General features: G+C 51.7%; 21 protein-coding genes. 11 read left to right on the top strand and 10 right to left on the bottom strand.

Going from position 1 to position 17,723, the window contains the following annotated elements; all coding sequences use genetic code 11:
• The 6 genes from ACOYNV_RS19460 to ACOYNV_RS19435 all read right to left on the bottom strand — a co-directional run.
• A partial coding sequence (locus tag ACOYNV_RS19460) for a hypothetical protein (RefSeq protein WP_422901468.1) occupies window positions 1-266 on the bottom strand: 266 nt, incomplete at its 3' end.
• Window positions 267-376: 110 nt separating this feature from the next.
• A complete protein-coding gene (locus tag ACOYNV_RS19455; RefSeq protein WP_422901467.1) occupies window positions 377-967 on the bottom strand; it encodes a hypothetical protein in 591 nt (196 codons plus the stop codon).
• 81 nt (window positions 968-1,048) lie between these two features.
• Window positions 1,049-1,381 carry a hypothetical protein gene (locus ACOYNV_RS19450; RefSeq protein ID WP_422901466.1) on the bottom strand — a complete coding sequence of 111 codons (333 nt, stop codon included), beginning with the start codon at window positions 1,379-1,381 and terminating at the stop codon, window positions 1,049-1,051.
• 353 nt (window positions 1,382-1,734) lie between these two features.
• Window positions 1,735-2,400, bottom strand: coding sequence for a hypothetical protein (locus tag ACOYNV_RS19445; RefSeq protein ID WP_422901465.1), 666 nt, complete (start codon window positions 2,398-2,400; stop codon window positions 1,735-1,737).
• Between the two features lie 79 nt (window positions 2,401-2,479).
• Window positions 2,480-2,863: a hypothetical protein gene (locus ACOYNV_RS19440; RefSeq protein ID WP_422901464.1), complete on the bottom strand. Its 384-nt coding sequence runs from the start codon at window positions 2,861-2,863 to the stop codon at window positions 2,480-2,482.
• A gap of 267 nt (window positions 2,864-3,130) precedes the next feature.
• Window positions 3,131-4,072, bottom strand: coding sequence for a DNA N-6-adenine-methyltransferase (locus tag ACOYNV_RS19435; RefSeq protein ID WP_422901463.1), 942 nt, complete (start codon window positions 4,070-4,072; stop codon window positions 3,131-3,133).
• A gap of 616 nt (window positions 4,073-4,688) precedes the next feature.
• Here ACOYNV_RS19435 and ACOYNV_RS19430 point away from each other — a divergent pair.
• The gene (locus ACOYNV_RS19430) at window positions 4,689-5,405 is read left to right on the top strand and encodes a hypothetical protein (RefSeq protein ID WP_422901462.1); all 717 of its coding nucleotides are present in this window, start codon (window positions 4,689-4,691) and stop codon (window positions 5,403-5,405) included.
• Window positions 5,406-5,930: 525 nt separating this feature from the next.
• Here the strand turns inward: ACOYNV_RS19430 and ACOYNV_RS19425 are convergent.
• Window positions 5,931-6,461 carry a hypothetical protein gene (locus tag ACOYNV_RS19425; RefSeq protein ID WP_422901461.1) on the bottom strand — a complete coding sequence of 177 codons (531 nt, stop codon included), beginning with the start codon at window positions 6,459-6,461 and terminating at the stop codon, window positions 5,931-5,933.
• 557 nt (window positions 6,462-7,018) lie between these two features.
• On the opposite strand from ACOYNV_RS19425, the gene ACOYNV_RS19420 reads away from it, so the two are divergent.
• Window positions 7,019-7,633 (top strand): hypothetical protein, encoded by a 615-nt coding sequence (locus tag ACOYNV_RS19420; RefSeq protein ID WP_422901460.1) that lies wholly within the window; start codon window positions 7,019-7,021, stop codon window positions 7,631-7,633.
• Between the two features lie 586 nt (window positions 7,634-8,219).
• The gene (locus ACOYNV_RS19415) at window positions 8,220-9,080 is read left to right on the top strand and encodes a hypothetical protein (RefSeq protein ID WP_422901459.1); all 861 of its coding nucleotides are present in this window, start codon (window positions 8,220-8,222) and stop codon (window positions 9,078-9,080) included.
• Window positions 9,081-9,114: 34 nt separating this feature from the next.
• Here the strand turns inward: ACOYNV_RS19415 and ACOYNV_RS19410 are convergent, their stop codons facing one another.
• Window positions 9,115-9,627 carry a hypothetical protein gene (locus ACOYNV_RS19410; protein WP_422901458.1) on the bottom strand — a complete coding sequence of 171 codons (513 nt, stop codon included), beginning with the start codon at window positions 9,625-9,627 and terminating at the stop codon, window positions 9,115-9,117.
• Between the two features lie 11 nt (window positions 9,628-9,638).
• Window positions 9,639-10,154, bottom strand: a complete 516-nt coding sequence (locus ACOYNV_RS19405; protein ID WP_422901457.1) for a hypothetical protein — start codon at window positions 10,152-10,154, stop codon at window positions 9,639-9,641.
• A gap of 354 nt (window positions 10,155-10,508) precedes the next feature.
• Here ACOYNV_RS19405 and ACOYNV_RS19400 point away from each other — a divergent pair, with 354 nt between their 5' ends.
• Window positions 10,509-10,907 carry a LexA family protein gene (locus tag ACOYNV_RS19400; RefSeq protein ID WP_422901456.1) on the top strand — a complete coding sequence of 133 codons (399 nt, stop codon included), beginning with the start codon at window positions 10,509-10,511 and terminating at the stop codon, window positions 10,905-10,907.
• Window positions 10,908-10,910: 3 nt separating this feature from the next.
• Window positions 10,911-12,185, top strand: coding sequence for a Y-family DNA polymerase (locus ACOYNV_RS19395; protein ID WP_422901455.1), 1,275 nt, complete (start codon window positions 10,911-10,913; stop codon window positions 12,183-12,185).
• 94 nt (window positions 12,186-12,279) lie between these two features.
• On the opposite strand, the gene ACOYNV_RS19390 is transcribed toward ACOYNV_RS19395, so the two are convergent.
• Entirely contained in the window at window positions 12,280-12,492 is a 213-nt protein-coding gene (locus ACOYNV_RS19390) for a hypothetical protein (protein WP_422901454.1), read from the bottom strand.
• 743 nt (window positions 12,493-13,235) lie between these two features.
• Between ACOYNV_RS19390 and ACOYNV_RS19385 the strand changes: the two genes are divergently transcribed.
• The 6 genes from ACOYNV_RS19385 (at window position 13,236) to ACOYNV_RS19360 (ending at window position 17,686) form a co-directional block, all read left to right on the top strand.
• Window positions 13,236-13,361 (top strand): hypothetical protein, encoded by a 126-nt coding sequence (locus ACOYNV_RS19385; protein ID WP_422901453.1) that lies wholly within the window; start codon window positions 13,236-13,238, stop codon window positions 13,359-13,361.
• Window positions 13,362-13,513: 152 nt separating this feature from the next.
• Window positions 13,514-14,725, top strand: a complete 1,212-nt coding sequence (locus tag ACOYNV_RS19380; protein ID WP_422901452.1) for a DUF3800 domain-containing protein — start codon at window positions 13,514-13,516, stop codon at window positions 14,723-14,725.
• A gap of 228 nt (window positions 14,726-14,953) precedes the next feature.
• Window positions 14,954-15,190: a CopG family transcriptional regulator gene (locus ACOYNV_RS19375; RefSeq protein ID WP_422901451.1), complete on the top strand. Its 237-nt coding sequence runs from the start codon at window positions 14,954-14,956 to the stop codon at window positions 15,188-15,190.
• A gap of 35 nt (window positions 15,191-15,225) precedes the next feature.
• Window positions 15,226-16,008, top strand: a complete 783-nt coding sequence (locus tag ACOYNV_RS19370; protein ID WP_422901450.1) for a hypothetical protein — start codon at window positions 15,226-15,228, stop codon at window positions 16,006-16,008.
• Window positions 15,995-16,540 (top strand): BREX protein BrxB domain-containing protein, encoded by a 546-nt coding sequence (locus ACOYNV_RS19365; RefSeq protein ID WP_422901449.1) that lies wholly within the window; start codon window positions 15,995-15,997, stop codon window positions 16,538-16,540. Before ACOYNV_RS19370 ends, ACOYNV_RS19365 begins: the two co-directional genes overlap by 14 nt.
• 297 nt (window positions 16,541-16,837) lie before the next feature.
• Entirely contained in the window at window positions 16,838-17,686 is an 849-nt protein-coding gene (locus ACOYNV_RS19360) for a hypothetical protein (RefSeq protein WP_422901448.1), read from the top strand.
• Window positions 17,687-17,723: the final 37 nt, after the last annotated feature.

The following is a 17,723-nucleotide window of genomic DNA, read 5'->3' as shown; positions in this document are numbered from 1 at the left end:
TTTTCGACGCCGATCCGGGGTGCCAAGGGGGTCAGTTTTGGAAGCCGATTGACACATGGTTTGATGTATCTGGGTTTTTGCGGTACAGCTCGGTGAGCGGCATGGACTTCAACGGCAGTTAAATTGTACCGATGTTTCAGAGCTTGCCGGACTGATTCGCCAGTTATGCCGTAGCTTTTGCCGGCATTTTTTAATGACGCGTGACGCCCTTCGGCAAATTCCCAGGCGGCTTGATGTTGTCGGCTTCGAGATGTGTGCGTTTGCATATTATTATTTTCCTCTCATAAGTTGGTGGATCATAAATGTCTGTTTGTTGAACTTGAAAGGGAGTAACCTTGCTCAAGGGTTACTCCTTAAACTGTTTGACGACATTGTTCTAGCATTCTTTCAAATCTTTAAGCAGTTGCTGAAATGTTGCCCATGGAACTTCAATCAAGCCTTCTAAGATATATTGTGTATAAATAATGACTTCGATATTTGTTTGATTGTTTGATTTAGTAATGTGAATTCCAATTATGTACCGCTCGTCATCTGCTGGGCGGGTCTCAAATTTACACTGAAGGTATCCACCAAAGGCAATGGCAACATTTGCTACTAACTTTGCTCTATCTGCCGTGTTTGATTTTTCCCACGTTGCAATGATTTCATTCGGAGCTGGGAAATTTTCAGTCGTATATGATAAATTTTCAATGCTGTAGACATTAAATATGTAACCACACCTATTGTTCCCTGTCTTAGATGCGGGCTGCCACCGAAAATAAATATTGATATTGTCTGCTTCGGTCAAAGCCTTTTGTAACGGTGGTAACTTTGCTAGAGGTGTTGCCGACTCGAAATTTGAATTCCAAGGGTCTGCACTTGTTATAGCGTGGAAGCCAGCTAATTTAGACTGGTAATTTTTTTCTGGCATACGATCTGGTTGACGATACTTTTTTCTCTTCCTGCGGGCATTAGCTCTGTTGGTCATTATATGTACTCCTATTGATTGTTTGTGTATCAGAAAATGTGTGGGTGGCCCCAGCGGGGCCGCCCATGAAAGAAAAAGGTATCACGGTGCCTTTTCGATAAGCTCGACCGCGAAATCGTCCCAATTCTCAACCTCGTGAGCGTGGTGTTCGTCTTCGACCGTTGTCCACATCAAGCGCCAAACTGCGCCGTCTTTGGTGATGGCTTCCCGTTCTAAAATTGGCTCTTCTTCATTGAGCCAAAATTCACCGATGAAAGCATACTCAACGCCGTCCTTCATGACTTTTCCGCTGTTTTCCCATTTTTCGCCTCTCTCGTAGCCCCCGTTCTCGCGGACTAATTGTTCCCAGTCGTATTCACCTTCACGGTAATTAGTTTTCACTAAGCCGACGGTTGCTGTGTTATTAATAGTCATGTTTTTCCCCTTAATTAGATGGCATTGTGTGCCTTTGGTTGGTTGTTGGTGACCGATCTTTTCGGCGACCATAAGATAATTGTACGACATCATTATGCCTAAAGCAAGTCTTTTATATGAAAAAAATAAGATTTTCGGAAACTCGCAAGAGTAACGGAATGTTTTATGTAGGGGTGGTGTCATGGTGAATTATGTTCGGGTTGCTGGGTCTGCATCGTGGTCTCCCTTGCTTGGCTGTCGACTGTCAAAATATAGGACAGCACTCGGCGATTTCAAGTCTAATGAACATAGTTTGATGATCGCAAAAACATTAAGGGTGCCATATTATGACACCCCTAACTTTGCAATTTACCTTAGGAATTAATCGGCTGTAAAAGACTGGTAAAGTCGGCATCTTGCCAGCGCTTATATCCGCTCTCAACGGTGTATTTGTCAGCTGGGTTTTCGGCACCGGGAATATGCTCGACATTCAGGAGGATTCCTAGCCGCTGTGCCGTTTCACCGAGAGCGCGAGCTTTGCCACCGCTGTCATGACCTTCACGGACGGAATTCGCCCAAACTAACCACTCGGCATCGACCTTCAACGTCAGCTCTACGATGCCGCCGACACTTTCTGCGACCTTTGATGCCAGCCAAACGGCCTTCTTTGCCGCGGCCATTTCGCCCGATGACTGCTCACCGTTATAGTCGCGGTCATCGTTAAAAAACTTACCAAACCAGACAGGCGATCCATCCTGGCTGCAAACGGCAAACCGGTCGAGGCGGGCTTTTGCGTCACTGAAGAGGGTGATGTGGTGGGTCACCTTGGATGTTAGGTCGTCCACCTGTGCCTGGCAGCGTTCGTGGCGCATCTCGTCCAGGTCAAGGCCGTGGGCAGTCAGCGCTCTTTTGTAAGTCGAAAATGCCGACTTGTTGTCCATGCCGTTTTCTCTGCCCCACGCTACGAGACCCCGATAATCTAATTCGCGAAGGGCTTCGATGTTAGCTGTTACGATGTCTTTGATTGTTTGCTTGGCCATTATATGTCTCCGTTCTTAAAATTGTTTCCTGTCTGGTTATGGTTGGTTTGCGGCCGATCGTGACTCGACCGCAAGCCTATTAGCAATACCGAATTTCCATGCCATCCCTTAAGCCGCTTGCCGTGGAATAATCATATTCCATTGGAATATTGAAATTCTCATCATCCGACGTGGTCGACATAGTAATGTCTGTTTCCAACGTTTCCAGTAACTCTGTAATGCCGAGCCTTCCTTTTTCGTCAACTAAAAATGCGCTAGTTACGCCGCAACCGATATTTCCGTAACACTGGATATTTTGTTCGGTTTTCTGCTTTAGAATTCTCGCGGCACGAATGGTGCTGCGCTTCCCAACGCCAGTTACCGCAACGACAATGGTCTCGCCACCCCCAGAAGAGCGATAAATCCTATCACTCAAGGTGGTCTCAATTTCAATACGTGGGATTTTCTTGGTGATGCGTAACATAAAAAGTCTCCATATATGTTGGCATTGTATGCCTCGGTTGGTTTGTGGCCGGTCTTTTCGGCGACCATAGATAAATTGTACGCTACGTTTTCCGATAAAGCAAGCTTTAATTCATGTGTTATATGAAAAATTAAATAACGCCATTTTTCCTTCAGCGGGCGTGGCGCGCCTGCGCGACATATTATAGTGTGTGATTGGCGGGCCAAGGTTGGTTGATTTCTGAAGTGGGGGGTTTCTAGAGGTGGCGGAAATCAAAAGTACAGGATTTCAGATCATTGAGGGAAGGTGCCAGGAGTCTGGGAATTCCCTTCTCAAGCCGTCAATGTGAGCCTGGGTCGGTCCAAAAATAATGAGCGAACTGGGAAACGGGGCGGGGTCAGATGAACCGGTTCCATCAGAAAATGAAAGCCTTCCTTGAAGCAACACGATATATGCCTTGTCGGCAATATACGCATGCCAGGCTTTGGTGTCGGTTCTTGCAGGGATTAGCAGGATTAAGGTTTTCGAGTTTCCAATAGTGTATTCTTGATGGGCTTTTGCGATCCATAATTTTAAGCCTCGATTATAAGGCGGGTTGGTAAAAACCGTATTAGCCTTCCATGGCAATGACAGTGCATTTTCCTTATAATATTCATCTGCGCGGACAGGTGCCAGCTTAGGGTTGACTGTCGGTGAGCAAGGGTCGAGTCCAAATTTATCCCCGAAAACACGGTATAGCTGCTCAAGCAACCCCTGAGGTGTTTGCCAAGCTTGGTAGTTGCTGGAGTTCCCGACGCCAGCATAAAAACTAGTAGCTGCACCAGTCGGAGCAAGTAGAAGCTCACAAGATAATGCTTTAGCTACACGCTCAACGATGCGAAGGTGACTTCTTGATATGTCTCGCTCCATAGCAATCAAAGTCGGCTTGGTGACTTCTGCCAGCTTCGCAAGTGCGTCTAAACTTATGCCTTGCCGTTTACGATGCGCCTTAAACCGCTCTCCCAGGGTTTCTCCAGGCGGCAAGCCACGGCCTGACAGGTCGAATTCGAGGGCGGCAATCGCTGCGAGGAAGGTGCCCATCCCACCCTTGCCGTCCTCGAGCCAAGCGATTGCTGGCTGGGTCGTGTTGACGAGTTTGGCCAGTTCGGCCTGCGTAAAGCGTCCGACACGAGCCTGGCGGAGGGCTGCGCCTAAGCCCGATTGGCAAGAAATTGATTTTTGGGAGGCCATTTTGGGGGTTCCAGGCGCTGAAAATATATAAGAAACTTTACCATTTTATATAGAATTTCATACCGTTTTTGCTGGCCAAATGCGGGGAAAATCGCCGCTCCCGACGGGGGTGAATCTGGAGGTTTTGGACGTCAAATTCCTCTTGCGGAACAATGGGATGGTGGGCTAGAACGGGATTTGACGGAAGGATAACTCTGGTTAGCTTCACATTGAGAGAGGTCGAGTTTCTCGGTATGCTTGTATAAGTGACGGCGGATGTTATTTTTCGTGTTTTTTCTCTGTTATGTAATGAAATCAATGTCTTAGCCAAAAACTTCAGCAAAAAGTCCGGTCATTTTGAGATGGTGGATTCAGGGGTTCCTGGCGGTTTTCGGGTGGGTTTGGGGTGCTGTTCAGGGGGAGGCACGTGAACAAACGACCGTTTCCTAATGACGTCGAGATTTGAACAGGGGGGATTGGCATGAATCCTGAGGTCGAAACTGCCCTGCTCGAGGTCGGACGGCTCGATGGGCGGCTTGCTGGACATCCTCTAGCGCGCGCGTGGTCGTGTCGGATGAGGCTATGGTCCGTGGTCGATGGGCAGTCGGCCGATGGTCTGAGGATGGACCGCGCTCGGTTGGCGCGCATGCTCGTTGGGCTGCCAGTTACCAGGTGGCGTGATTTCGGAACGGATTCCCGCGCGTCGGCGCTGCACGAGCTGGTGACCGAGCCCGGTCAGGTGGTCACCGACCTGGTCGGCTTGGTCGAGGTGATGACGGTCGGCGGCGTGCTGGCGGCGGTGAGTCGGGCGGCCGAGCGAGGCGTGGCACGCTCACATATAAGTGTATCGTTCGGTCATGCGTTGGCGCGGTTGAGACTAACTGACGGCGTTCTGGTCGGCGTCACACCGTTCGGCGGCGCTGGCTCGGCGTGGGCAAACATCGGCGCGACAGCCGGGCGGGGCAGGGGGGAGCTTCAAAAGCTGTCGGCAAACTGGCGCATTTGGGTTGCAAAGTTAGGCAAGCGGCGGTCAACAAGTCGGCACCGAGCTGTGCTTGGAATCGTGTCGGGCACGCTGGCTGTAAGTGCAGCTTACGTTGCGCGGGTGCTGGGGGGCATCACGCCGCGCGGGGCGGCAATGCTCCTTGATGACCTGGTCGAGGTGGGAATCTGTCGCGAGCTAACGGGCAGGGGCAGTTGGCGCGGCTATGCGGTGGCTGACTTGGCTGACCATATTGACGATGAGCGGGTGCTCGATGTCGAGGAGGTCGGGGTTGACCTGGGCGCGCTGTTCGCAGACGTCGACAGGGCATCGGCTGCGATTGCGCGGTTGATAGGTGCACGGACGCCGTGATTATCGGGATTTTTGCTCTGGCGCGGGGTCGGAGCGGGTCCAACTCAAAATTGATTGCGCGCAGCTCTCGGCCGTCTGCTCGGTCAACCCGAGATACCGTGCCCTGAGAGCGGCCGTCGCCGCGGCATTGCCGCCGACCATAAATGCGCGGCGGACTGCGACTTGGGTCTCGGCGTCAACCAAAAACATTGTCGGCCGCTCCATGAGTGCGGGCGAAGAATCGGCTTGATTTCAGGAAACTGCAAATGGAAGTTTTCATCGTGAGAGGTTTCACAAGGGCTGTGGTTCCGTGGACAGTAGGGGGCTGGCTACGGGTGTGACGGCGTCACGACGGCAAAAGAACGGCACCGATAGGAGGAGGTGCCAGAGGGTACTGGCGCCAAACTATTTGAAACCGTTCAATGCTTATGGTAATCAGTGGTATGAGTTCATGACCGTCCCCTGTTCCGCATGGCAAGGCATCGCCTACATCCCCACAGCGAATGGAGGAATCCCAGACGGAGTGGTGACCGTCTGGGAACGCATTTAGTTGTAAAGATTGTTAATTGTGAATTTCACACCACCAAGATATGTTTGCACAAGTGATGTCGGATGATAATCTTCAATGCGGAAAAAATGGCTACTACGTTTAAACATTTCCCGAAGCAAATCGTTAATTCCACCACTGGCAACGTCTTCTTCGGTAACACTGAAAATTCCGATTGGACGACTGATATATATCGGCCTGCTGGGAGTCCAGTTATTAGCACGAAAAATTGTAAGGCCGATAACAAGATTTGGGTTATCCATATTAGCTGCTGCTTCAAAAGTTTTGGTGGCAGTTATATAAATATAAGTGCCAATTGAAACATGTTTCGAATAATCAGGCTTCTTAGAATTATCTTCATGCCGCCAGTCCAGAAGCGTGCCGAGGTCATTTAAAACCTTCATTTTGTCCGTTTTTGGGACATGAGCATATCGAGAATAAACCATCTCAGAAGACTCATCGTCGGCAATCAGTATGATTGAATCAAGATGTTCCCCGATTACAATTACGGAAGGCGCGGTCGATGGCATTTTTCGGACTCCAAAGAGGTTAATGAGCGGCGATTGTATCGGGCAAAACCGCTAGGCGCAACCCCTTATCAGGAGGTCAACAGTCCGATGTTTTTTAACTTGTCCCATTTTAATACCCTCGGAAGCTGAAATTTTTAAAACGATACGGGGTTCATATTGAGTTTTTTGGCAATGTTTGTTATTGACAAAAATTTCATGGTCATACAATCCAGGCTACCCGTGACTGTTGCGCGCCAAGACGAGCCCGGTCCACTCCTCGCTCGGCGTGGCGGTGGTCGAGCTGTAGCGCGCCTTCACGTCAACCGACTTGCCGTCTGGCAAGCGAAAGTCCGTGACATCCCCTCCCTGCCGGTAGGCAGCGTCCACGGACTACCTCTGGCATCAATGATTTCGGTAAAAAAGTGTGGTACAAGGACGGATGGGTCTGGTGTTGAACATGGTTAGCGGCATATCCTCTTTTTTCGTTGGACCGGGTTTGTCGAACGGTTAGGTTGCCGCGGAGGCATTTTTTTACCAAGCGGTGTGTGTCGATAATACTAGAATGATGGAGATGTTTCATGTCACTACATAATCTCAGAAAAGCCGCGCATATTCGCAAGCGGATAGAGTTTGCAATCGAGGAAATTTGCCCGCGTCAGAAAAAGAGTGAGTACAGAGATCCACCGGAACCTGTTCTGAAACCTGTCTTAACCCTGTCGATTTATACTGTTGATATTCAGGCAGCAGTTGATGACGCAGCTAGACAAGTTGAAAGTGACCTGTGTCGTGTCCGTAAGCTTGAAAGTCTTTTAGGAAAGGTAAGAGCGGCTATTGCAACCGCGAACGGTGTCTCCGGTATCGCTGGATTGATGGCGGAAGCCATTGCCCTCCGCGCTGAGGCAGCACGAATCGATGAGTGGCTCAGGGGTTCCATACCCTCTAATGTTGAATTGGTCTGCGCGGTAGTCTCGGCTACCCGAAAACGGCTTGAAACCGCCTCAGCCGACATTGAGAATGTCATTCAGGTCGATGTTCTTACGGCAGGTCGCATAAGTGAGCTGAAAGCCGAAGCTGCTTTCCTCAGACGTAAGGCAAACGCCTGTGATGATAGAATTGCTAATCTCAATCTGGATACTAATATCGAAATAGACGATGGAGACATCGCTTGGTTAGCTGAGTCTGGTATCGTCTGATAGTTCAGGGCAGTAAATGCCCTGGGCGGTGGATGGTGGTAGTGTGTATTGTGCGAAACCAGTTAACACGCCCTCTTTAGATACCAGCAATTGTTCGTGATGAACATTTTATGTGGCTGGGAAAGTGGCGGCTTCATGTTTTTGGTTTTACGTCTCAGCTTGTCTGTTGACATCGCAATATGCCGCCACCTGAAACTGCCAATCTAATCTCGTTAGTGTGCGCGACAAAATTCGAATCATTCATTCGTAGCAGTTAATCAACACCGCAGATGTGCTCCCGAAGTCGCGCCTCATAAGGTGCGCGCCTTCGACTGAAATCGGTGCGAGTCATCCTGGAATGCGCATTTCGGGTAACAAATCATCTTCAGATGGTGATTGCCGAAATTATTATGGATCGCCCTGCCATTTTTTATGGATGGTTTCAAAAATTAATTATGGATCGCCCGGGGCCCGGGTTGCCGTGCCATGAGGTGGTTGTCCTGGATATGATGAAATTGATGTCCAAAAGCTTGACAATTATAACAATAAATGCTAAGCATCTCCATCGGTCACGGTCTGACTTTCATTTTTAAGTGGGGATGTTGAGATGAATGAGGTTATTAAAGCCGCGATGCAGGCGGCTAAAATTATGTTGGGTTATGAAGCCCCGGTGTCCAGCGCATTAATGATGCCAGCTGAGAGATGGGAATGCGTCAAGACAGCTATCGAATGTGGAATTTTGTCAGAAGAAGGCACGGCAATCACGGCAATTGAACGCGACAGGAATACCTATGCGAGGATGGTTAGTGCATTGAAGCACCTTGGTATCCGTGCTACATGTAGGTTGATTGACTTGGATCAGTTGCCTTGCCCGAAAACTGGTTTCGACTTTAACTTTTTAGACCTTCGCGCGTTCATTGACCAGAGTACTGCTGGGTGGGTGCATAACCAACTAGCACCAACTTTGCGCGATGGTGCCGTTGTAATGTTTGCCATGGCGTGCGACGAAAAAGGTGAATTTCCGAAAGCTGCCAGGGCGTACTTTGCCGCAGAGAAGCCTGACATCCTCTACAAGCTCGAACGTGAGCGATATCATGACCATCTTCGTAGTTTGGATGCGGAATCAGCGCTCTGCGTTGCAGTAGCGCAAGCCTTGCTAGCAAAAGCGGGAAACGTTAACATGCCGATTGTTATGCTTCCACGCCAAGACGGTGACAGTCGAGTGATTGTTATTGTTTACAGGGTTGACACTTCAAGCAAAGGCGATGTTAGCATTGTGCCAGGAATCTTGAAGTCCCTAGGTGATCCTGTCGTGGAGGCACGGCCTGTGTTGAAGCAAGCACACAGTAATATGGTTCGGCGTCTTGACGAATTGCAGTGTGTCAGGAAATTTTATATGTCAGAAATTGCGCAGGTTGACGCTGAGTTGGGAGAGGTAATCAGAAAACTTTGTGAGGTCGCAAACTAGTCACCGAAAATTGAAATTAATGCATTTAAGAGGCTCAATTAATGGTCCTGAAATCAATTGGCGCGCTGCCAAAGTATTTTTTAATGATACTGGATTTGTGGTAATCGTTGAAATCGAAGAGGTGTCGTGATGATTGCATCATGATTCGGATGTGGTGGCTGATTCCTTGCTCGACAAATTCATCTCTGCTGAACGGCGCGATGCCGCATGCCCTGGAGAGATACGTTGGTTTGCTTTCGTCAAAATCCAATGCACGGAAAAAAGACCATGCGATGACGGTATCTTGATTTAACTCACGGACAATTTGAAACGATTTGCATGCTGACATGTATGCATACACTAACGATTTAAGCGAAGTCACATAATCGGAATCATATTTTCGAGCAGGGAGCCGCCAATCGAGCATCAGGCCGACACCGTGCTGCGCTGAGAGCCGGTCATGTTCGGAAAAATCCTTCACAAACGCGTCGATATCCACGTCGCTATGGACGAGAGCAATCGACTCGAGTGATTCGCCGAGGACGAGGATAGCTGGATTTATTGGCATGGCAGTCTCATTTAATTCAAACTACTTTTATTTATTTTGAGTTCAACACCATTGAGATATTGCTGGACCAGGCTGGTAGAATGATAATCAGACGCGACGAATAAATGCTTAGAATGTTGCAGCATCGAATTGACTCGCTCTGTAATCCCCCTCTCAAATATCTCGTCACGTGATACGCTGGTTATTCCAAAGGTTCGGCAGGCGTAGACAGGCTTCGTCTTTCGCCAATCATCTGGCCGAAAAAAACTCCACCCAACAACAGCATTTGGTGTGTCGTAAGCCATTTCAAATGTTCGGCACATCGTCATGTATGTGTAGACAAGCAATGTCAATTTCCTGATATAATATTCGTTCTGAGGCCGCTTTTTCAGGCGCCAATCTAGCATTATGCCGGCCTCATTTGATGCCGCCAGCTTTTCAGCTTCTGTAAAATCAGATGAAATTGTGCGCAAATCGGTCTCACTATATAGCAGTGAAACCGATTCAAATGATTCGCCGAGGACTAGGATGCTGGGGTTTTGGCGCATGATACTCAGGTTGGTAGTGGTGGACGGAGATGCTACTCAATTTCTTTGGGGCGTTCAAGGAGCTGGCTTCTTGATGGCAGCGAGACGGCTCAATAGGTTATCGTAGATTGCTTCGCAATATCTTGCGACATCCGGTCGGAATTCGGTCACCCATTCTTTGCGCATGGCGACCAGGACCCCATGTGTTTCGGCGATGAATTCATCTCTATTGATAAGTCTTATCGTTTCCCGGTTACGGCGTCAAAGGTGTCCTCGTGGCATTCCTGGAGCTTGACGGTGGGGGTGATAGGAACCCATTGCCGGCCGGGTTGGTTCCCATTATGTTCTCGTCTTGCCTTTGCCCCCCGGTGCCGTATGCCATTTCCTCCGCCATCTGCACTGCCGCCTCAGGTCGAGGCCGGCTTCCCCTCGCCGGCGGCCGACCATACCGAGGGGGTGCTTGACCTGGTTAGACTGGTCGTGAAGAGGCCGGCGGCAACGTTTTTCATGCGCGTGGCTGGGTCGAGCATGGTGGAGGCCGGGATTGGAGACGGTGACCTGCTCGTGGTCGACCGAAGTGTAACGGCACGCGAGGGCGATATTGTCGTTGCGGCCGTAGGCGATGGACTGGCGGTCAAGCGGATTTCCCGTGACGGCGAAGGGTGGGTGTTGGCATCGGAGGGGCAGGGGGCAAACATCCGAGTTGACCCGGAGCTGGGCGTGGAACTTTGGGGAGTGGTTTCATGGTCATTCCGTCAACATTGTGTCCGATGAATTATGAAGCCGGTTTACGCATTATTCGACTGCAATAACTGTTACGTAAGTTGTGAACGGGTATTTCAACCATATTTACGTGGTATTCCTATTGTATGCCTATCAAATAATGATGGTTGTATTGTAGCCCGGAGTAATGAAGCAAAGGCTATGGGAATTAAGATGGGTGAACCGTATTTTAAGATTGCTGCGCAATGTGACAGGTTAGGCATCGCGGTACTTTCTAGCAACTACTCGTTGTACGCTGATATGTCTCAAAGGGTAATGTCAGTAATTAGTGAGTGTGCGCCGGCTTCAGAGGTTTATAGTATTGATGAGATATTTGCTTTGTTGACAGGTATGCCTGGAAACCTGGGGGAATATTGCCGACAGGTGAAAGATAAGGTGTTGCAATGGACGGGGATTCCGGTTTCGGTCGGCATTGCCGGCACGAAGACACTGGCGAAGCTGGCCAACCGACTGGCAAAGAAGTCTGCGCGTGCCGGGGGTGTGATTGACCTGGCTGGGCACCCGGAATGGATAGATTCGGCACTGAAGCGGGTCGAAGTCGGGGACGTTTGGGGTGTCGGCCGTAGGTATGCCGTCCGTCTCATCGAGCTGGGTGTTCGGACTGCGGCTGACCTGGCGGAAAAGGATGACAAATGGGTGCGCCGAGAGTTTGGCGTTGTCCTGGCCAGAACGGCGGCCGAGCTGCGGGGGACGGTGTGTCACGATTTGGAGACCCAACCCCAACCTCGGCAATCGTGCTGCTGTTCCCGGTCTTTCGGAGATGCGACTGGCAACATTGAGCATGTAGCCGAAGCCATCAGGGAGTTTTCGCAGACGGCCGCCGAACGGGTGCGGAATGAAGGACTGGTGGCCGGGCATATCCAGGTGTTCGCGTCGACTAATCGATTCCGGCAGGATGTCGTTCATGGCACCATGTCGGCGTCCGCACCGTTGGCACCGGCAACGGCAGACGGGGCAAGGATTTCGAAGGTGGCGCTGGCATTGGTTCGGGGGTGCCGGACGTTTGAAAAGGGGTGCGAGTGGACGAAGGCTGGCGTGCTGTTGACCGACCTGTGCGGGAAGGGGGCGGTGAAGCGCGACCTGTTTACCGTTGCGGATTCCCGGCGGTCGGACGCGCTGATGTCGGCGGTGGATGCGGTCAATTCGAGGTTCGGGCGGCATTGTGTGGGGTTGGGGTTGTCGGCACCTGAAGCCGGTTGGCGGATGCGAAGGGAGCGACTGTCGCCGGGTTGGACGACGAGGTGGGATGAGTTGCCGGTGGTGCGGTGACTGCCTCGCTCTGGAACCTGACGCAGATTTAATTATGCTGATTTGTGGATGAAATGTCTAACGTTGATGGGGAGTCGCATCGGAACGATTGTATTTAAGCAGATACATGCGCAGCCGTTGCAACCCGAGCATCACGCGCAATCTTTGCAATCACATTCATCTCCGTGCGACAATCGCTGGGGGTTGCTGACAGCACCAAGATATTCTTTGCACCGCGGAGCTCCCAGAACACCTTGAAATGCTTGTTGTGAACAATCTTGGTTACAATGCCGCCTGCCTTGGCAATTTCAGACGCAGCGATGCTCACGAGCGCATTCCTCTTCATCGAGTTCTCCATAGGTGTTGGGGTCTTTGAAAATAGGAAAATATTCCTATTTTACGCGCACGAAGAAGCCGGCCGGGAAACCGGTCGGTCAAATTGTCGCGGTGATTACTGCATTCGTGCCGCCGTTAAGCGGTCACGAAATAAAAAGAGGGTGGGGATTGCAGACGCAGAAAATCACCCTCAGGGACGATGACTGTCCAAGGGTTGATTTTGTGTGCGGTACTGGTGACGAGTGAGGTGCTTCAGTAATCGGTATTTAAAAACCGATTTCCGGGGCTTCCATGAATAATAGTGCCGCCCCTTGGAAGGGACAGACATTGTTAACTCAATGTCTCCAGGACTTGGAAAGCGTCCGGAAGAGTGGTTTAGCCCATGGGGCAATTATGCCATTTTCGGACACGAGCAAGTCTTCACCGACCAGGAGACCGGCGGCTCTAACCTTAGCGGGTCAGCTTACCGTGAGCTGACGAGAACTCTCAAACAATAACAACACTCGGTCGCCGGAGTGTGGACCGGAGACCTCAAGATAACCAAGCGGGGCTAACTTTCTACGATTCCCAAAGCATTGTCAATATAGAATATATTCACGCAAGATATGAATATATTCTTACTGTTCGGGACGTCAGTGCTTTGGTCGGGCACCACATTCGACGCTAGCGCCAATTCAGGCAATATGAGAATCAATTAATCGGCGCGCTGGCAAAATATTTTTTGACGAAACCCTGTTGCGGCTGCTGAGCCAGTACGGCTATGTGGCGCGCGAGCCGCTCGTCGGGGGCGGGCCGGTGAGCTTCGATGCATACATGCTGATTCTGCTGGCAGTGCCGGCGGATGGCTTGCTGCCGAACTGAGAGCGCGCAGCAACTGAACCAGGGTGTGCGAAACTGTATCATGGCGACCTTGATGGGGCGGCACGAGCCGCCCCTTTCTATTTTAGGGTCGTGGTGAGGCTGTCCTTGGGGTATGATGTTATGAATTGTTGTGTGGCCATGGGTGATTAAATATGTTCGTTTACGTTGATGAAACAGGAAATACGGGTGACAACATCTTTGATGGTAACCAGCCATTTTTCGTAACAGCAGCCCTCATCACAAAGACAAATTTCGATATGCTTCAGCGTCTGGAGGTACAAAGGATTGCATCCTCTCTCGGCGTTGAGGAGCTTCATGCTGCTGAACTAGGAATCGGCAGGCTAAGTCAAGTCGCGCGAGAAATCCTTGCGGTCCTCAAAAGCTGCGACGCTAGGTTCTCAGTGTCGCGTGTTGAGAAGATGTATCTGGCGGCGACAAAGGTATTTGATACTGTTTTTGATAACCACGAGAACCCAGCCGTCCCGTGGCATGTGTATAATTTTAAAAACTTAAGACTTATCATGCTTTTTAAGCTGGTGGAGTATGTGTTTGATGCGGATTTGCTGCAGTGTTATTGGGAAAGCCTCATGTGCCGGAGCGAGAACAGGGGGAGTCAGCTCTTTGCGGACGCATGCTGCGCGACTTTGCGGCGGCTGGAGGCATTACCTGATGCACGGTCGCGCGAGATTACGCGAGCTGCATTTTCTTGGGCCGCTGAAAATCCTCGGCAAATCACCGTGCATTCGAGCACGGACAGGGCGCGCTTCGGTCACCTACCCAATGTAGTTGGATTTCTCAATCTCATGGAGGGCGTGGAGGAGTTGTCGAACCGTTGGAGGAAACCAGTAAGGTCGATTACCCATGACCGGCAGTCTCAATTCGAGAAGACGCTTGCGTACTGGCACGACATACTTTCGCACGCTGACCCGACGCCTATCCAGTGGCCGGTGATTCCAAGCCGGAAATTGCAGAAAGTCTTCGGGAGCAAGTTTGTCATTTCGAATGCGCGGGACAGCGCCGGCATTCAGATAGTCGACGTTGTCATGTGGTTGTTCCAGCGCCTAAACAGGGGTGACGATATCGGCTTCGAATGCGCCGCTCTGATGGATTATGCCTTTGCAAAGGGGACATATTCAGACTTTTCCTTTGATGGCGCCCATGGCTGGCTTGAAAAGGAAATGAAGCCCGTCATGGAAGCCGACATGAGTGAGGAGCAACTGCAATATGGTCGGGACATGGTGGAAAAGATGAATGAAGGTAGCCATGACTTGCCCGACTATCACTCGATGGCTGCATCCCGGATGTTCGCTGGTCGTGAAGAACCGACCGACCGCCGGCCGACATCATGGCCGAGAAGTCGCTGAGCATAGCGAGCGGGTGCTGAGGTGGTAAGGAGGCCTTTCCTTTTGCGGGCGGTACGCCAAAGCCAGCCTGACCTTCAGCGACGCCATCGCCGCCGTCAGGCACTCCTTATGGTTGTCAGAGTATTTTGTGACTTCAGACCAGGGCGCGAACCCATAAAAATTCGCCCGCGACCTCACCAAGCGTATGGCGGAGCGCTCTGCTACGCCGCATAAACGGGCAAAGTCGAGATGAAGATATGCATCACATTGGTCGGTGTTGGAATGCCTGGATTGGGGTCAGTGAGCAAACGGGAGGGTCGGCTCAAAAGGGTCACTTTGACCCTGGACCCTGATGATTACGCTGCCATGGAGAAGCTCGCGAAGCGCAGCGAGGTTTCTTCCTCCTGGCGGCGTGCTGTCCGCGAGTTTCTTGAACGCCACCGCATTGACGACCGTATCTCCCCGGCCGACGAGGGGAAGCGGTGACCGCATCGGAGTCACATGAACTGAACTGGTTCGCTGTGAGTTCTGATCGGACTCGAATACAGCGGGCAGGCTTCAAGACGGCTGGCGGCGGCACGCACCAGTCCAAAACCCTGATGCTCGCGGAGCTGACCGCCTACATGCAGGCCGCATTGCACTCGGAGGCATCAGCCAGCGACCTGATAATCGAGCAGAACGTTCTCGGCAAGGCCACCCTGTCAGCTCGAAAGATTGCCCTGACGCGGCTGACAGGCCTCTATGCCGTCTCGGAGCGCGCTTCCATTGCTTCCGTGCTGTTCGCCATCTGGCCCCTTGACCACCACGGCAGGCCGCTGTTGGCCCTTCTGGCGGCCTTGGCACGAGACCCATTGCTGAGGGAAAGTGCCGCCGCCGTCCTCCCGAGCAGTCTTGGCGCTTCTGTTCGCTGGCCTGATATCGCGGCGAAATTTGAGGCCCAGTTCCCAGACCGTTTCAGTCCGAGCATGCTGAAGTCGCTGTCACAGAACTGCGCTTCCAGCTGGTCGCAGTCCGGCCATCTGCGCGGGCACATCAAGAAGGTTCGCAATCAGGCCAAGCCTACACCTGCCGTGGCCGCATATGCCGCCCTTCTGGCCACGGTCTGTGGGTTTGGTGGGCCAACCCTCCTCGAATCACCCTGGATGGATGTCCTGGATCTCCCACCTGGCGAGCGGCTGTCCCTGCTCAGGCAGGCAGAGGCTCAAGGACTGGTTCGCTTGCGTACCGCTGGTGATATGTTGGAAATCGTTGTCCGCCAGCCTATGGCGCAAACACTGAGGATGCCCGACCTTGCCGAGCTTTGACGACATCCTTGCCTACTACCGTAAGCAGATCCAACTGCCATGGCAGAATGATGTCCATTATGCGGGCCGTGTTTGGATGGTTTGGTATGACAAAGGACTTGAGAGGCGCATTCGAGGCCAGCTCTATGAATTTGAACACCTAACTAAAGCCGCTGGGCATGGCTGGCAACATCTTGACTTGGTGTCCCAGTTCCCGAAGTGGATGGCAACCCACGAGTTTCTTAGCGAATTGCTCGACCAGCCAGAGGAATTGCGGAGCATCCTCCCTGAGTTTGAGGCTCACCTGATTGAGAAACTGAAATCATCTCTGGACCAAGCTTCAGATAATGATGTCATTGTAGTCACAGGCAGCGGTTCTCTTTTTGGATTGGTTCGAGTCTCTACGCTTATTACAAAAATTGCTTCGGCTATCCGTGGCCGTTTGGTTCTAACGTTTCCAGGCTCGCACCAGTCGAACGTCTATCGTTTGCTGGATGCTCGCGACGGCTGGAATTATCACGCTATACCTATTCCGCCCGCTGATGCAGTTTGAGGGATGAAAATGCTTAATCGTGACGTTTTTCATACCGACCCTGAGAATTATCGTCTCGCTAATCAGGGCGTGGCCAAGATTTCGTTTCCACCAGCACCAGATGGCATGGAAACACTGAGGTCTGAGCTGAGCACCTTTGTCTGTGATGGTGCCTATGCCCATGGTCTGGCAAAAATTCTTAATGCTTTTCTGGCAGCGGCGGGCCGAGGTGGCAGCGCGCCAGCCGTATGGATTTCAGGATTCTTTGGGTCTGGAAAATCTCATCTTGCCAGTATGCTGGCTGCCCTTTGGACAAACTTGAAATTCGACGACGGAGCTGAAGCCCAGAGTTTGGTTCAGCATATTCCTGATGACGTGGCGATGCCACTGAAGGAATTGCGCTTGGCCGCTCGTCGCATGGGTGGCGTGCTGGCCGCTGGTGATACCCTGGGGCATGGCCCCAGTGACCCTGCGGAAGCCACTCTCAATGTCATTCTCCGTGCTGTTGGCCTGCCTACCGACATGCGCGCTGCCAGGGTGGCGTTCTGGCTCAATGACCTGAACATTCTGGACAAGGTCAGGGCCACGCTGGGAGCGACTTTCGACCGCGACATCCGCTCCTTCATGCTCAGCCCCCGCTTTGCCGCCGCCGTCCTGCAGGAGCGTCCCGAACTGGCGGCCGACTCCCGCGCTCTCAGCCAATTGCTCAAATCTCAATTCCCCGAGCCGCCGCCAGTTACGGTCGACACGCTGGAAAACATGGTGCGCGAGGCTTTGCTCCTGGGTCGCAAGGAAATCCCTCTGACCTTGATTGTCCTTGATGAGGTCCAGCAGTTCATCCGCCAAGACCCTGCGTTGACCTTGAAAATTCAAACCATTGCCGAACGTCTGTCTGGCCGCTTCGATGGGCGCATCCTGCTGGTGAGCACAGGCCAACAGGCTCTGAGTGACGTCAAAGACCTGCAGAAGCTTCTGGACCGGTTTCCCGTCCAAGTCGCTCTGGGTGAAGCAGACGTTGATTCGGTTATCCGCAAGACCGTGTTGAGGAAAGACCCATCGAAGCTGACGGCCATTGGCGGCATGCTGAATTCTAATGCTGGCGAGGTCAGTCGGCATCTGCGAGGAAGCAAGCTTGCCCACTCGGTGCAGGACGGAACGTGTCAATGACAATGAGACAGGTTGGTTCGGAATTCAGGCTTCAACG

Source organism: Propionivibrio sp., assembly GCF_049316945.1.
GTDB lineage: Bacteria > Pseudomonadota > Gammaproteobacteria > Burkholderiales > Rhodocyclaceae > Propionivibrio.
The sequence above is the reverse complement of the archived record's forward strand: the minus strand, read 5'-3'. Positions and strand labels throughout refer to the sequence as shown.